Origin of the sequence: Sporosarcina sp. FSL W7-1349 (assembly GCF_038003045.1) — a bacterium.
Classification (GTDB): domain Bacteria; phylum Bacillota; class Bacilli; order Bacillales_A; family Planococcaceae; genus Sporosarcina.
Genome location: NZ_JBBOOK010000002.1, coordinates 164,801 through 179,544, shown reverse-complemented (window position 1 = coordinate 179,544; position 14,744 = coordinate 164,801). Strand labels below are relative to the sequence as shown.

The following is a 14,744-nucleotide window of genomic DNA, read 5'->3' as shown; positions in this document are numbered from 1 at the left end:
AAGGAGCCAACTCAATGATTGACCGAGAAAACACTTGTAAAGCTTGTGAAGGGAGCGGCATGCTTGCGGATGACGAAGGTTGGCAATATGCCTGCAAGGTGTGCGGCGGGGGCGGCGTGTTAAAGGCAGCCAATGGATCCCATGTGATGGAAGTCGACCCGAACAACCGGTTGTTGGATTAATACTGAAGCAAAAACAAGCGTCCCTTCTACGCATTCGAAGAAGGGGGCGCTTGTTTTTTGCAGCAGTGAAAGAAGTGGAATAGGCTGGGGGGGAATAGTACCTGTCCTCCCAATCTTTTCTCCGACCTCACAACGCTCCTTCCGAACCTCACAATATTCCCGATGAACTTCAAAACGTTCACGCTCCGCCTCCCAACATCACCTCCCATCTCCTATTGAGCGCATCTTTTCATAGTGTTACTATAAAACTAGACAGTCATGATTTAGGCGGTCGCGGTGGCGCGGGTGCGTCATCGATTGGAAGGGAGATGCCTCGTATGAAAGTGACCTTGTTTGCCACCTGTTTGGTAGATATGTTCCAAACGAATGTCGGCAAGGCGACGGTAGAGTTATTGGAACGCCTTGGCTGCCAGGTTGAATTTCCGGAGTCGCAAGTGTGCTGCGGCCAACCTGCGTACAATTCAGGCTATGTGAGAGATTCCAAAGAAGCGATGAAGAAGATGATCGATACGTTCCAAGATGCGGAAGTGATTGTCTGTCCTTCCGGTTCCTGTGCCTATATGTTCCATGAATATCAACATATTTTCGAAGGGGACCCAATTTGGGAGCCGAAAGCTAAGAAATTAGCGGAGAAGACGTATGAATTAACGGAATTTATTGTCGATGTCTTGAAGGTGGAGGATGTTGGCGCCCGTTTGGAAGGGAAAGCGACGTTCCACACGTCCTGTCATATGACCCGGCTGCTCGGTGTCAAAGAAGCACCGGTTAAACTGCTGAAACAGGTCAAAGGTCTAGAATTCACAGAGTTGCCGAATAAGCATCAATGCTGCGGCTTCGGAGGTACTTTCTCGGTGAAGATGGCACAAATTTCGGAACAGATGGTTGACGAGAAAGTGCAACATGCGGAAGAGACAGAAGCGGACTTGCTGATCGGGGCAGATGCGGGTTGCTTGATGAATATCGGCGGCCGGATGGAACGGGTCGGTGCTCCGCTGAAAGTGATGCACATTGCAGAAGTATTGAATAGTCGATGAAACGGGAGGTGTATGTCAAATGCCTATGAAAATCGGAACTGAAAATTTTAAAGAACGGGTCGACACGGGACTCCACGATGATTTCATGCGCGGCGCGGTGTCGGCCGCTCAAGATCGTCTGGAAAACAGGCGGCTTGCAGCAGCGGAAGAGCTCGGGAATTGGGAAGACTGGCGCTCCTTGGGCGAGGAAATCCGTCAGCATGTTCTGGCCAATCTCGATTTCTATTTGAATGAGCTGAGTGAGAATGTGGCCAAGCGCGGGGGCCATGTCTTTTTTGCGGAAACCGCGGAAGAGGCCAATCGCTATATTGTCGAGGTTGCGAAAAAGAAAGAAGCCAAAAAAGTCGTCAAATCGAAATCGATGGTAACGGAGGAAATCGATTTGAATGCGAACTTGGAGAAGGCTGGATGTAGAGTCATCGAAACGGATTTAGGCGAATATATTTTGCAAGTCGATGATCATGATCCACCATCTCATATTGTCGCACCGGCTTTGCATAAAAATAAAGAACAAGTGCGCGATGTATTTACAGAAAAATTGGATTATCAAGGCAGTGAGCAGGCGGAGGAACTTACGCTGCATGCCCGTAAAATGTTGCGGGAAGATTATTTGACAGCAGATATCGGCATCACAGGCTGCAATTTCGCTGTCGCTGAAACAGGATCGATCTGCCTCGTGACGAATGAAGGGAATGCCGACCTGTCCACGGCACTGCCGAAAACGCAAATTACCGTCATGGGGATGGAGCGGCTCGTCCCGACGTTCGAGGAGTTGGAAGTGCTCGTCGGTTTATTGTCTCGCAGTGCCGTCGGGCAGAAATTGCCGAGCTATGTGACAGTGCTGACAGGACCGAAAGGCGAGGGGGAAGTCGATGGACCGGAGGAATTCCACTTGGTCATCGTCGATAATGGGCGTTCGGATATTCTGGGCAGCGAGTTCCAGTCGATCCTGCAATGTATCCGTTGCGGGGCGTGCGCCAATATTTGCCCAGTATACCGGCATGTCGGCGGCCACTCGTACGGTTCGATCTATTCGGGTCCGATCGGCGCTGTCCTGTCTCCGCTGCTTGGCGGATATGATGACTACAAGGAACTGCCGTACGCTTCCACGTTATGCGGAGCGTGTACGGAAGTCTGCCCGGTGAAAATCCCGCTTCATGACTTGCTCCACAAGCATCGGCAAGTGATTGTCGAGAAGGAAGGCAGAGCACCGATTTCAGAGAAATTGGCGATGAAAGCATTCGGGCTGGGAGCGGCTTCGCCTGCTCTTTATAAGATGGGCTCCAAATTTGCGCCTACGGCAATGAACCCCTTCACGGCGGGTGATAAAATTTCCAAAGGTGTCGGCCCATTGAAAGCGTGGACGGAGATCCGGGAATTTCCGGCACCGCATAAAGAGCGGTTCCGCGACTGGTTCAAAAACCGCCCGAAAGGAGAGGACGAGTGATGACGGGAACTATTCAAAATCGGGACAAATTTCTTGGCAAGCTGGCTAACCGGCTCGGCAGGGATTCGATTGCGACGGATGTACCACGCCCGCAATGGAGCCGCCAGCCCCAGGAAGGTGTTTTGAAAAACGCCACGCCCGACGAATTGCTTGAAGTACTGAAAACTCAATGTCTTGTCATCCATACGGATTTAGTGACGACCAATCTGGAAGGCTTGCCCAAACGGCTTCATCAAGTCGTGGCCGATTACGGCGGCGGTCCTGTTATTACGTGGAAGGACGAGCGGTTCGAGAAGTTCGGCTTGACCCCATTGTTCAACGAAACTTGGCCCGCTGAGAACATCGATTTGCATGTATGGAACCCCGAACAGGGGGAAGCTAATATCCAATTCGCAGAGCAGGCCAATGTCGGCATCACAATCAGCGACATGACCCTGGCCGAATCGGGGACGGCAGTTTTATTCAGCGAGCCGGATAAGGGGCGGACAGTCAGCTTCTTGCCATTCAAATCCGTCATCCTCATCCCGAAAAGTACAATTGTCCCGCGGATGACCCAAGCAGCCCGGGCGATCCGCGAGAAAACAAAAAATGGTGAACAGCTCGCATCATGCATCAATTTCATCACCGGCCCGAGCAACTCCGCCGATATCGAAATGATCCTCGTCGTCGGTGTCCACGGCCCGGTAAATGCGACGTATATTGTGATAGAAGATTTGTAAAACGAAAAACATCCTGACGGGTTTCCACCTGAAAGGATGTTTTTTTAGGTTGAGTTATCCGACTTGAAGAATGAGTAGACTGGCATACTTGTAGCTGCAATGTTCCTGCAAGTGAGCAACGACTTGGATCACGTCGCCCGCATGTAAGGAGAGCAACTGAGTGGATGTCAAAGTTGCGGATGTCGTCGATTCGGTCATGGAAGGAAGGGGGGCATCGCCGCCGTTTACTTTCAGATAGAAAGAGGAAGGATCGCAGTTGAGCATTTTGGAATCCAACAAGACTTGATAACTGATTTGATAGACACCATTCTTTTTCACTTGCAATCCGGCTTCTGCCGGTGCCACATCTCTCAACGGACCGGTAACCGGCAGGTGGATCGGACCGGAAGTCGATTGTCGGGTATCCGTGTAGGCAAACCCGTAAGCCGAATCGAATGTTCCGGCAGGTCCCGTTTCTCCTCGCGGCCCCGGTGGCCCTAGATCTCCTTTCGGTCCTTGGTCTCCACGTTCCCCTTTCGGTCCAGGAGATCCGGCAGACCCCCGTGGCCCGCGTTCTCCCTGAGATCCGCGCTCGCCTTTTTCTCCACGTTCTCCTTTCTCACCCCGCTCACCCGGCAGTCCTTCCAATCCATGAAATCCTCGTGGCCCGCGTTCCCCCTTTGGGCCAGGCGGTCCCGGTTCTCCTCGTTCGCCCGGTGGTCCGGGACAGCCCGGTTCACCAGGTGGTCCTTGATAGCCTCGCGGTCCCCGTTTCCCTCTTGTGGCTTCGCCGCATGTACAAAAAATGTCTTGATGACATTTCGGGCATCGCTCCATTTGTTTTCCTCCTTTCCTTCAACTGGAACGAATCATATTCGGGAAAATCCCTTTAGTATTGTATGTAAAAAGGAGGTAAAACGAAAGGGCACCCGCCGTGAAAAGGGAATCTGCTCCGCTGCAATCGAAGGACAACTTCCGTTTGCATACTCCATGTCATAGCGTAAAGAGAGAGGAAGGGGGATCCCCGGAATGGATACGATAATCTGGCTCTTCCTATACTTGGATGGTTGTTTGTTTTTCGGTTTTTATTTGTATGTGCGGAAAATCAAGAAACGAATCGGCTTTCAGCTAGGGATGAATATTAGCATGGCAATGGGCGGAATGATGGCCATGCTGTCCGGTGTTCTGCTCATTCTTCAATTTCCTTTTCACTTTACGTATATTACGATGCTATCCGCACTGGTCGGGATGGGGACGGGCGCCCTATTTGGCCATCTTTTTGATTATCAGACGTTTGTGACAGGTCTGACGAATGGCTCTATTGTCGGATTGATGGCACCGATGATCGGGACTGTCGTCGAGATGCCCGTGCTATTCGTTTGGAGCCTCCACATCTTATTTGCCATCAGTTTAATGGTGATTTTGAGTTCCATTCAAAGGTCGTGAGGCACGTTGCTGCTCATCTTAGTTTTATTTTTTTGGAATGTCGGTGAAATGGGGATTATCTATCAAGTGTTCCGGAAGAAGCACTTACTTTTTGACGATCGGTATACGAAGGCGATGTGTATGGCATTGGCCTCGATTTCTTCATTCGTCATTGCCCTTTATTTGAATTTACTCCTCCCTGCTCATCCGGTTACGTATTTTCTTCCTTTCTTCGCAGGAGTTTGGATTGGTTGGCAATTCGGTTCGTTCATGAAAGCACCTGCCCCTTTGAATGGCGTGTATAACGGCATTCTAGGCGGCGTGATGGGCATGATGTTCGGTGCTGTCCTTCAAAATCCGGCGCTTTGCAACATCCCGATGGAAACGGAAGCATTCATTACCTCCGATCTCATAAGCCTCGTTATTTTTTGTGCCGCACTTCATACACTCGTCAATGCTGTTGTCCGCTATTCGCTAAAAAAATGAAGGAAGGGATGCCGTTGCTGAGAATCGTATGGAGTATCGTTGTCCTTGCTCTTGGGTTGATTGCATTTTACTTGTTTTGGCCCCGCACGCTTACACTGCCGCATATCGGAACTGTGCAAGAGTGGCCGTTTACAGAAGTGAATGGCCAAGAGGCGGCTCATCAAAATAAGCCGAAACTAGTTACTTTTTTCTTTACCGATTGTCCGGATGTTTGCCCGATGACCTTTTTTGATTTAAAAGAGCTTAAGGGCGTGATGCAGAAAAAAGGAATTGCGGATCATGAGTACAGTATCCTAGCCGTTACGCTGGATCCTGAATATGATACGGAAGAACGAATTCGTCAATACGTGGAGAATATGGGGATATCGAGTACGAATTGGTTGTTTTTGAGAGGGACGGAGGAAGAGACGAAGCGATTTACGCAATACTTTCATTTTACCTATGCTAAAAATACAGAAGGATTTATAACTCATTCCACATCCATGTATATCGTTGATCCTCAAAACCGCATCCGCTCGCATCATAATATGGCCATCGGGACAAGAAGTGTGAATCTCGAGGAAATTGCCGATCATTTGGAGCAATTCATCGAATAAGGAGGTGGCTGCGGCATGTCTGAAAAGTTAAGTGGGTCGGCAACAGACCGACATCCGGAACCGAACATCCCGAGCTTTCCATCGTATTCCTCCCCAACAAGTGCAGTTTCAGCAGAGGAAACCCGAATTTTAACAGAATATATCCAACAGAAAAATCTATTTAACGTGGTCAACCGAGATGAATCACGTCGGAAAGCACTTCTATTAAAACAATTCTTTAAAATGAAACGGCATCAGCAAGTGGTCGTCATTTCGACTCGCAAGCAGGGTGAAACAGTCAAGACCGAGGGCAAGGTCGCGACAATCGGACGAAATTTTGTCATGTTGACCGATTTGAAAAAACGCATCTGGATTCCATACGAAGCTATCGACTCCGCTACGATCCCCTTTGGGTTCCCTACTTATTCAACTCCACATCAACATCATATTTATGACAATCAACTTCAGCAAAAGCTGGTTCAGCGTTTTGGAGAGACCGTCTCTAAAAAAGATGCACTCGTTCGCCAGTTTTTTGAGGAAACCTTCCATACGAACCTCTCTACTTGGAAAGGGATCCGGATGGAGGTGCACACGGGGGAAGCCTCGTATTTTGGCAAATTAAAGGACATTTCCAAAACGGAATGCGTTTTACAACAATTCAATCAAGAGCGACGAATCCCCTTAACGGCTATCCGATACATGGCAACTGCCGGGTACATTTCTCTCTTGAAACGGGTTGGGTCAAAATGGTCAATGGCCCTTAGCCAAACAATTAAACGATGGAGGGATCGGTGAATGGAACATATCGAGGAGAGTTTGTATGGAAAGTTGGAAAAGTTGAAAGGGGAGGAACTCCTCGTCATCACTAAAGCGACACAATTGAATCTATTAGGTCAAGTGTTCCGGCCGGTTTTCGCGGGAACGGTCTCCGAGGTACAGCGGGGGCATCTGACACTTTCCCCGGTCATTATCAAAATGGTGAATGCTCCATTTTATCGGTGTCCCTTTCCATTAAGCATCCCCTTGGAGCAAATCGTTTCGTATTCAACGGAAGTGCCAAGTGACACATCCTTTCCACTAACGTAAAGGAGGGTCGAAAATGACACGGGAACATGGATTCAAATCGACCAATGATGTGAAAGAGGAAGCGATTATCGAATATTTTCGAAAGAATATCGGGCGCAGGGTCTTCATCTTAACCGAAGCCTTTCCTTTTATGTTCATCGGAAAAATCAAATCGCTCGTCGAAGATATGGCTGTTCTGGACGTGGAGACCACGTCTATTCCAGCTTTAGAGGGGAAGGAATGGGTAGTCCATATTCATTCCATCGAAGTTTTTTATGTGGAGACGGGGATCGGTGCTAAAATCCCTCATCTCAAAGATAGTTAGAAATGAGGAGTTGCAAATGCTCAGACGCTATCACGTAGTGGCAATTCCGATTCGGATGGTGCTGAACACATTCGGCGACCATAATCCGAACGGAATGATGTATGTTTTGAAAGAAAATGAAGAGAAAGTGAAACAATTGGTGAAGGAAAATCCCTTCACCCCGGTGGAACTTGTACAGCCTCTCATTATTCGGGCGAATGAAGGGGACACAGTGGAAATCTTGCTGGAGAATCAATTGCCGTTTCACGTAGGACTGCATTTCCAACAAGCGGAATACGATGTCCGGGCGGCGGATGGCGCCAACGTCGGGTTGAATGAAGATAGCACTGTTCCGCCCTGCGGATCCCACCTTTATCGGATTCATGTCGTGAAGGAAGGCATCTATTACTTTTCGGATTTGGGCCACCCTTCCAGCGGTGAAAATGGCACGAATGGAAATGGTCTATTCGGAGCCTTGTTTGTCCAGCGGCGTTTTTCATGGTGGACAGATCCGGAGACCGGGAAGCCGATGAATAGCGGAGTGTACGCGGATATCCACCATCCCATTTTACCGTCGTTCCGGGAGTACGCTTGGGTGTTCCATGATGAAATGGAAGTGGATGATCTGACGGGAAACCGGCCGATCCATCATCTGACTAACCAAGAAGAAAGCTCGTTCCATGGGGCCAATTATCGGTTTGAACCGATTAATCGACGGCAACAACTCATCGCTGAAGGGGTCGTCTGTCCCAATTGTGAAGGGGAGGAAGTCCACCACGATTCCTGGGTCTATGGAGATCCTTCGACACCCGTTTTACGCGGGTATGTCGGGGACCCGGCGAAAATCCGGGCCGTCCATGGCGGAGTGAAGGAAACGCATGTGTTTCATTACCACGTCCACCAATGGCTGAGCGATGCGGATGATTTGGAGTCGGAAATCATTGATGCCCAATCCATTAGCCCTCAAACCCATTACACTGTTGAACCGCTTTACGGATTGGGCAGCTTGCAAGGTTCGTTCGGAGATTCGATTATCCATTGCCACTTATATCCGCATTTTGCAGCAGGCATGTGGGGATTGAATCGGGTGTTCGATACGCTTCAAGACGGGAGTCAATGCTATCCGAACGGCGTTCCAATCCGAGCGCTGCAACCGTTGCCCGACCGGAAAGCCCCGCCCGAGCCGACAGCCCAAAGACCGGGGTTTCCGAATTTCATTCCTGGAAAAGTTGGCTATAAAGCACCCCGCCCGCCGCTCAGCATAAAAGGGGGGCGCGGGCTGACGGAGTTGGAGCGTCATGCGGCCATTGAGAACCCGAGGCCGGGTGCCGTCTTTACGGATCCATGTCCCAAAGGTGCGCCTGTCCGTGAATTCAATATCTCCTTGATTGAGTTGCCTATTACGTACAACAAGCAAGGATGGCATGATCCCAAGGGCAGGATCTATGTGTTGGATGAAGATTTGGAGGATATTTGTGCGGGAAGGAAAGAACCTGAGCCTCTTGTCATTCATGCACCGGCCCATACCTGTTTCCGCATTAATTATACGAATCGATTGCCGCATATTTTGGATGGGGATGCGTTTCAATTGGTCACTCGGACTTATGAAAACGGGTTTCATATTCATTTCGTAAAATTCGATGTGCTCGTGAATGATGGGGCGAATGTCGGGTGGAACTACGATTCGTCCGTCTTGTCGGGTGAAACAATCCAATATTCCTATTATGCTGAAGTCGAAGTAAAAGCATGGTTTTTCCATGATCATCTCTATCCGAACGCCCATCAGCAGCATGGTGTGTTCGGCTCGGGCGTCGTCCATCCTCGTTTCACAGAATTCCTCGATCCGCGAACTGGAAAGCCTGTGGTGCACGGAACGCAAATCACCGCAAAGCATCCATTGATTCCGGATTACAGGGATTTTGCTTTATTTGTCCAGGATTTCACTTTATTGTTCGACCGGCATGGAAAACCGCTGCAACCGCCGAGATATCCAAGTTCCGATGATGATCCTGGTTTATTCGGCGTGAATTATAAGAACGAACCGTTGCAATTCCGGTTGGGGAAAGATTGCGACCCTGCTTATACATTCAGTTCCTATCAGAATGGGGATCCCGTTACGCCTATTTTAAAGGCATACGAGGGTGATTCGATCCGAATCCGGCTCCTGCAAGGCTCACAAGAGGAATCCCATAGCTTCAACGTCCATGGGCTAAGATGGCATAAGGAGCGGAGCAATCTGGCCTCGTCCATTAAAGATCAGGAGCATATCGGAATTTCAGAATCCTTCACGATGGAAACGTATATTGAAAGGGCCGGCGACTATCTCTGGGCGTTTGAGACAGAGGAGGATTTATGGAATGGACTCTGGGGATTGATCCGGGCTTATGATGAGAAAGTGCCGGATTTGATTACGCTATCAGATCGGCCCGAGCCGTTAAAACGGTCTAAACCGTTGCCGGAATATACGGGTTCGAAGCCGCCGCAAGCGGAGGATCCGAGTGTTCACCCTGTGAAGGGGCCAGTCCGTCAATTCGATGTAGTCGCTTTCCAAACTCCGCTTCTCTATAACGATTTTGGCGACCATGATCCACATGGCATCATTTTTGCTTTGCGGGAAGATCGGGAGGCTATTTTAAAAGGGACCAAACATCCGGAACCGCTGATTCTCCGGGCCAATGTGGGGGATACCGTGGAGGTGACGTTGACGAGCGAGTTGGAGTTGGATAAATTTCCGTTTCCCGACGGCATCTATCCCTACCCTGTCGTGAAAGAACAAGCGTGTTATCCTCCGTCCCTACGGATTTCCTTGCATCCTCAATTGATTCAATACGATGTCAAAACGTCGGCCGGGGAAACGGTTGGATTCAACGGCGATCAAACGGTGGGACCGGGAGAGAAGCGGACGTATCGGTGGGTGGTGGATTCCCAAGTAGGCGTTTGCGGTTTGTGGGATATGGCGGATATTCGCAACCATAAATCGCAAGGTGCGTTCGGGGCTTTCATTGCAGAGCCAAGGGGCACGAAGTATGTGGATCCGTACACATTACTGCCTGTGAAAACAGGAGCGAATGTCGTGTTGCGCAATCCGTTCTTACCCGATATCCGAGAGTTTGTTGTAATCATGCACGATGGAATCCGATTGTATGACAAACAAGGGCAGGTCATCTTCGATCCGGTTGATGGCATTTTGGTGCCGCCCCCAGAAATCGATGAAGATTTATTGGACACTTATGATCAAGGGTCCCGGGGGATTAATTATCGGAGCGAGCGGTTGATCAACCGTTATCAGAAACATCCGAAGCTGAATGAGTTGTTCAGTTCCAAGGTGTTCGGGGACCCGGCGACTCCCGTTTTTGAATGTTATGTGGGAGAACCGGTGACCATCCGGCTCGTGACGCCGGCGGAAAGAAGAAGAGCGCATTCTTTTCATTTACATGGACATCGATGGCGGTTCGATACGAAAGACATCGAATCTCGGACAGAGGCCTTTGTCGGATTTCATGTCGCAGGGGCGACAAAGAATTTAGAGTTGCTGGGGGGCGCGGGAGCCTACGGGAAATTTCCGGGTGACTATTTATACCGCTCCGGAAATATTCGATGGGATATCGAACAGGGCATGTGGGGCATTATGCGGGTTCACGAGAAGCCCGTTGAAAAATTACCGAAATTGGAGCAGTGAAGGGAGGAGAAGTATCTTCTCCTTTCTTTTTATAATGGAAAGGAGGTGTCAAGTAATGAAAGAGCGTGATGGGAAAGATTGTCCGGAAATACTCTCGAACCCCCAGCTCCCCTCTCCTACGGACGATCTGCCGCCTAAACTTCGCGAAGATATCCAAGATGCGAATGACTTATTACTGGATTTGGCCCTATCGGATGACCGATCAATCGATGAAACGTACCAAAAGGTGTTCGACGGATTGAAGGACCTATCCGTAAAAGTGATAGATCAGTCCGGAAATGCGGTCGAAGGGAAGGTGATACTGGCCGGTTTTGATTTTGTCGTCCTCGAAGGGAAGGCGAGCAGCGTCATTTTACCGTATTCGAACATCAGAAAGGTGCTGCCCGCGGGCCGTTTTGCCGATCCTTTCCCGGCCCCCGATCTGTTGGATGCTTCATCGGGTTGCAAGCGCGAACTAGCCTTTCGTTTCGGGGAGACGGTTGCCTCCTCGCCTGAATTGATCCATTTGTTCTTCAGAATCCGATTAGCCGTTTTTTTATTGACGTTGGAGAAACTGCCCTTTGAAGTGATAACCGAAGATTCTGCATTTCAGGGAAAGCTTGCGTACGTGAGCAAAGAAACGATTTGTTTAGCTACCGAGGAAAAAGAGATAGAGATTCCTATAGGCCGCATCCGTTTGATCCGGGTCGTTTATTGAAAAAGAAGAAGTCAGCCAATCAATAGTCGGCTGACTTCTTTCGGGTTATTGACAAGTTTGGTAAGGTTGCTCACCAACAACCTCGACATGCGCAATCTGATCGAGTGAAAAAATCCAAGTTATCCCGGTCGGGTGTTCCCGCTTTTCAGATTCGTTCTCCTCCTCCGGAATACTTAAGGTTGTCTCACTTTCCTGTGGGAGGGCGTCGTCGACCAGCACTTCCACGAAATTCGATCCGACCGAAACGATGGTCCCGGTCACTTCATCTCCGCTCTCCAGCTTAAAATGCGCTTCCTTCCACAACAAACGAAGGAGTCTGGAGTGGAACCCGTTCTGCAAGCCGGCCAATCGGATACTGAAGTGACAGCAACTGCTTCGGCAACATCCACAATGATGGCGGGAATGCCTACAACAACAATCGGAGTGGTGACATGAAGAACATCCACACCTATGATCCCCGAATCGTATTGTGGAACAGCCACAATCGCATGATCCCATATTATAACCTCCCCTCGGCTTTACACTTACTATATGTAGCGGCTTGGAAAGTCCTTGGTTGGTCAACCTATGGGTTATGAGCAGAATGAAAGAGACCTCCAGTCATCGGGAAGGTCCCTAAGACTAGAGGTCTGGTAAAGCCGATTAGCTATTCTTTGATTGGAAATCCAGCATGAAATCACGGAGTGCCTGGCACGCTTCAACCGGGACTGCATTGTATGTGGACGCACGGCATCCCCCAACCGAACGGTGGCCGTTCAAGCCGACGAATCCCGCTTCTTTCGCTTCCGCGAGGAATTTCTTCTCGAGCTCTTCATTCGCCAAGTTGAATGTAATATTCATGAGGGAACGGCTATCCGGCGTGGCATGGCCCGTGTAGAAGCCGTTGCTGTTATCGATTGCATCGTAGATCAACTTCGCCTTTTCCTCGTTTTGCTTCGCGATCGCTTCCAAGCCACCCTTTTCTTCAATCCAGTTCAACACTTCGCCGAGCATGTAAATACCGAATGTCGGAGGTGTGTTGTACAATGAATTGTTTTTGACATGGGTGCTGTATTTCAACATCGTCGGAAGTTCAATTTTCGCTTTTTCCAAAAGATCTTTGCGAATGATGACCACAGTCACACCGGATGGTCCCAGATTTTTTTGCGCTCCCGCATAGATCATCCCGAATTGGCTGACATTCACTGGCCGGGACATGATATCGCTCGACATATCGGCGATTAATGGCACATCGCCCGTCTCCGGGAACTCGCCCCACTGCGTTCCATAGATCGTGTTATTCGAAGTGACGTGGACATAAGCGTCCGTAGAATTAAATTGAAGTTCGTCCAGCGCCGGGATATTGCGATATTTATTGTCTTTCGTGCTCGCCAGCTCATATGGTTGACCTAGCAATTCAGCTTCTTTATATGCCTTTTCAGACCAAGAGCCCGTCATGACGTAACCCGCTTGTTGTCCTTCTGGCAAGAAATTCATCGGAATCATAGAAAATTGCAGGCTCGCTCCCCCCTGGAGGAAAAGGACTTCATAATTTTCCGGAATGGCAAATAACGATTTCAAGCGATCGATTGCGGCATTATGGACTTCTTCAAAAGCAGCACTGCGGTGGCTCAATTCCATGACAGACATGCCCGTACCGCGGAAATTGACCAATTCCTCTTGCGCTTTTTCTAATACCGCCAACGGCAGTGCAGATGGACCCGCGTTGAAATTGTATGCACGTTGATTAGTTTGACTCAAGTTGAACACTCCTTCTAGGAAACAAATATATATGAAATTATACACCTTTGAAAGTGGAAATGGTTGAAAATATCCGAACATTTTTTGAGAAATTCTCTTGAATGATAAGCGAACGGTGGATTTTTGACGATTCATTTTTCGGATTGCTGATAATGGTGCGGGATTGCTGATATTGTGTCTGGACTGCCGATAACTTCGTGGGATTGCTGATAACTTGCTCGGACTGCTGATAACCGCGTTGAAGTGATATCTTACTCTGATTGCTGATAACTTCGTGGAATTGCTGATATCTTGTTCGGACTACTGATAACTTCGTGGAATTGCTGATATCTAGCTCGGACTGCCGATAACTTCGTGGGACTGCTGATATCTAGCTCGGACTGCCGATAACTTCATGGAATTGCTGATATCTTGTTCGGACTGCTGATAACTTCGTGGGATTGCTGATATCTTGTCACGATTTCTCGTCTGGGTTGCCAATAACCTCGCATCCCAGGCTCAAAAGTCTGCACCTCGCGCTCATAAGTCCCCGTTCCACGACCATAGCAACCCCCGCCACCGATCAAAACCTACCTATCAACAAACAGTCCAATCATCATGCTATCCACTTCAATAAGAAAACAGCCCCATCACGGTAGGGCTGTTGGAAAATCCACTATTACGGCAGAATGGCGAAGGAGCGGACCGGGAAGCCGGATGCTTTCTCCGGTTTTGGAACGATATTGAAGATAACCGCTCCTTTTGCCGGCAGCTTATCCAAGTTGGTCAATAACTCAATTTGGTACGTATCCTGTTCCAATACGTAATATTCGCCAAGCAGGGCATTGTTCTTCTGGAAGTCGATGGCGGAGTCCGTGTCATAGGTTTCGTGGCCGACCGCTTTCACTTTCCGCTCTTCGAAGAGGAACTTCAGCGCCTCCAACCCCCACCCCGGGATGCGGTTATTGCCATCTGCGTCCTTGTTGTCGAACGCTTCTTTATCCGGCCAGCGTTTGCTCCAGTCTGTCCGCAGCGCGACGAATGTGCCTCCCTCGATTTCCCCGTGTTCTGCTTCGAAGTCGAGGATGTCTTGAACCGCCAGCGTAAAATCGTGGTTTTCCGCAGCTTCTTTTGATTTGTCGATGACGACCAAAGGCAAGACCAGTTCTTTCAGCTCCAGTTCCTCCAAATAGCGCGTATCGCGCACAAAGTGGATCGGCGCGTCGATATGGGTTCCGTACTGGCCGGCGAACGTGAATTGCTGAGCGAAAAACCCGTCATCATGGTCGAATAAAGTAACGGTTTCCGCCGCGTCGAATGCGGAGAAATGAGGGGAATCCTTCCCGAATGTATGCGTCAGGTCAACCCATTCTTTCGACTTCACCAGTTGAATCGCTTCGAGAACTTCATTGGTCAATGTTTTTGTCATGACA

The 14,744-nt window shown here is 49.3% G+C and carries 16 protein-coding genes; 12 read left to right on the top strand and 4 right to left on the bottom strand.

Going from position 1 to position 14,744, the window contains the following annotated elements; genetic code table 11:
- Positions 1-14: 14 nt before the first annotated feature.
- The 4 genes from MKY41_RS14800 (at position 15) to MKY41_RS14785 (ending at position 3,382) form a co-directional block, all read left to right on the top strand.
- Positions 15-182, top strand: a complete 168-nt coding sequence (locus MKY41_RS14800) for a hypothetical protein (protein ID WP_340745851.1) — start codon at positions 15-17, stop codon at positions 180-182.
- 317 nt (positions 183-499) lie between these two features.
- Positions 500-1,216: a (Fe-S)-binding protein gene (locus MKY41_RS14795; RefSeq protein ID WP_340745850.1), complete on the top strand. Its 717-nt coding sequence runs from the start codon at positions 500-502 to the stop codon at positions 1,214-1,216.
- 19 nt (positions 1,217-1,235) lie between these two features.
- Positions 1,236-2,663 carry a LutB/LldF family L-lactate oxidation iron-sulfur protein gene (locus MKY41_RS14790; protein WP_340745849.1) on the top strand — a complete coding sequence of 476 codons (1,428 nt, stop codon included), beginning with the start codon at positions 1,236-1,238 and terminating at the stop codon, positions 2,661-2,663.
- On the top strand, positions 2,663-3,382 hold the full coding sequence (locus MKY41_RS14785; protein WP_340745848.1) for a LutC/YkgG family protein: 720 nt from the start codon (positions 2,663-2,665) through the stop codon (positions 3,380-3,382). Before MKY41_RS14790 ends, MKY41_RS14785 begins: the two co-directional genes overlap by 1 nt.
- Before the next feature lie 54 nt (positions 3,383-3,436).
- Here MKY41_RS14785 and MKY41_RS14780 read toward each other — a convergent pair whose 3' ends face one another.
- Positions 3,437-4,198: a collagen-like protein gene (locus tag MKY41_RS14780; protein WP_340745847.1), complete on the bottom strand. Its 762-nt coding sequence runs from the start codon at positions 4,196-4,198 to the stop codon at positions 3,437-3,439.
- 192 nt (positions 4,199-4,390) lie between these two features.
- Here MKY41_RS14780 and MKY41_RS14775 point away from each other — a divergent pair, with 192 nt between their 5' ends.
- The 8 genes from MKY41_RS14775 to MKY41_RS14740 are packed head-to-tail and all read left to right on the top strand — an operon-like array spanning position 4,391 to position 11,592.
- Positions 4,391-4,807 (top strand): hypothetical protein, encoded by a 417-nt coding sequence (locus MKY41_RS14775; RefSeq protein ID WP_340745846.1) that lies wholly within the window; start codon positions 4,391-4,393, stop codon positions 4,805-4,807.
- Between the two features lie 48 nt (positions 4,808-4,855).
- The gene (locus tag MKY41_RS14770; RefSeq protein WP_340745845.1) at positions 4,856-5,272 is read left to right on the top strand and encodes a hypothetical protein; all 417 of its coding nucleotides are present in this window, start codon (positions 4,856-4,858) and stop codon (positions 5,270-5,272) included.
- Positions 5,273-5,286: 14 nt separating this feature from the next.
- The gene (locus MKY41_RS14765; RefSeq protein WP_445683340.1) at positions 5,287-5,868 is read left to right on the top strand and encodes an SCO family protein; all 582 of its coding nucleotides are present in this window, start codon (positions 5,287-5,289) and stop codon (positions 5,866-5,868) included.
- A gap of 15 nt (positions 5,869-5,883) precedes the next feature.
- Positions 5,884-6,642: a hypothetical protein gene (locus MKY41_RS14760; RefSeq protein WP_340745843.1), complete on the top strand. Its 759-nt coding sequence runs from the start codon at positions 5,884-5,886 to the stop codon at positions 6,640-6,642.
- Entirely contained in the window at positions 6,643-6,933 is a 291-nt protein-coding gene (locus tag MKY41_RS14755; RefSeq protein WP_340745842.1) for a hypothetical protein, read from the top strand. It begins immediately after the preceding gene.
- Positions 6,934-6,946: 13 nt separating this feature from the next.
- On the top strand, positions 6,947-7,237 hold the full coding sequence (locus MKY41_RS14750; RefSeq protein WP_340745841.1) for a hypothetical protein: 291 nt from the start codon (positions 6,947-6,949) through the stop codon (positions 7,235-7,237).
- 16 nt (positions 7,238-7,253) lie between these two features.
- Complete coding sequence (locus tag MKY41_RS14745; protein ID WP_340745840.1) at positions 7,254-10,895, top strand: multicopper oxidase domain-containing protein; 3,642 nt, start codon at positions 7,254-7,256, stop codon at positions 10,893-10,895.
- A gap of 55 nt (positions 10,896-10,950) precedes the next feature.
- Entirely contained in the window at positions 10,951-11,592 is a 642-nt protein-coding gene (locus MKY41_RS14740; RefSeq protein WP_340745839.1) for a hypothetical protein, read from the top strand.
- A gap of 45 nt (positions 11,593-11,637) precedes the next feature.
- Here MKY41_RS14740 and MKY41_RS14735 read toward each other — a convergent pair whose 3' ends face one another.
- From MKY41_RS14735 to MKY41_RS14725, 3 genes are all read right to left on the bottom strand, one after another.
- Complete coding sequence (locus MKY41_RS14735) at positions 11,638-11,898, bottom strand: hypothetical protein (protein WP_340745838.1); 261 nt, start codon at positions 11,896-11,898, stop codon at positions 11,638-11,640.
- A 336-nt stretch (positions 11,899-12,234) separates the two neighbouring features.
- Positions 12,235-13,332 (bottom strand): 3-phosphoserine/phosphohydroxythreonine transaminase, encoded by a 1,098-nt coding sequence (gene serC / locus MKY41_RS14730; protein ID WP_340745837.1) that lies wholly within the window; start codon positions 13,330-13,332, stop codon positions 12,235-12,237.
- 658 nt (positions 13,333-13,990) lie between these two features.
- Positions 13,991-14,740: a cyclase family protein gene (locus tag MKY41_RS14725; RefSeq protein ID WP_445683339.1), complete on the bottom strand. Its 750-nt coding sequence runs from the start codon at positions 14,738-14,740 to the stop codon at positions 13,991-13,993.
- Between the last annotated feature and the right edge of the window lie 4 nt (positions 14,741-14,744).

Coding starts and splice junctions, on each gene's coding strand:
- MKY41_RS14800 (WP_340745851.1), top strand. CDS start 15: ATGATTGACCGAGAAAACACTTGTAAAGCTTGTGAAGGGAGCGGCATG.
- MKY41_RS14795 (WP_340745850.1), top strand. CDS start 500: ATGAAAGTGACCTTGTTTGCCACCTGTTTGGTAGATATGTTCCAAACG.
- MKY41_RS14790 (WP_340745849.1), top strand. CDS start 1,236: ATGCCTATGAAAATCGGAACTGAAAATTTTAAAGAACGGGTCGACACG.
- MKY41_RS14785 (WP_340745848.1), top strand. CDS start 2,663: ATGACGGGAACTATTCAAAATCGGGACAAATTTCTTGGCAAGCTGGCT.
- MKY41_RS14780 (WP_340745847.1), bottom strand. CDS start 4,198: ATGGAGCGATGCCCGAAATGTCATCAAGACATTTTTTGTACATGCGGC.
- MKY41_RS14775 (WP_340745846.1), top strand. CDS start 4,391: ATGGATACGATAATCTGGCTCTTCCTATACTTGGATGGTTGTTTGTTT.
- MKY41_RS14770 (WP_340745845.1), top strand. CDS start 4,856: ATGGGGATTATCTATCAAGTGTTCCGGAAGAAGCACTTACTTTTTGAC.
- MKY41_RS14760 (WP_340745843.1), top strand. CDS start 5,884: ATGTCTGAAAAGTTAAGTGGGTCGGCAACAGACCGACATCCGGAACCG.
- MKY41_RS14755 (WP_340745842.1), top strand. CDS start 6,643: ATGGAACATATCGAGGAGAGTTTGTATGGAAAGTTGGAAAAGTTGAAA.
- MKY41_RS14750 (WP_340745841.1), top strand. CDS start 6,947: ATGACACGGGAACATGGATTCAAATCGACCAATGATGTGAAAGAGGAA.
- MKY41_RS14745 (WP_340745840.1), top strand. CDS start 7,254: ATGCTCAGACGCTATCACGTAGTGGCAATTCCGATTCGGATGGTGCTG.
- MKY41_RS14740 (WP_340745839.1), top strand. CDS start 10,951: ATGAAAGAGCGTGATGGGAAAGATTGTCCGGAAATACTCTCGAACCCC.
- MKY41_RS14725 (WP_445683339.1), bottom strand. CDS start 14,740: ATGACAAAAACATTGACCAATGAAGTTCTCGAAGCGATTCAACTGGTG.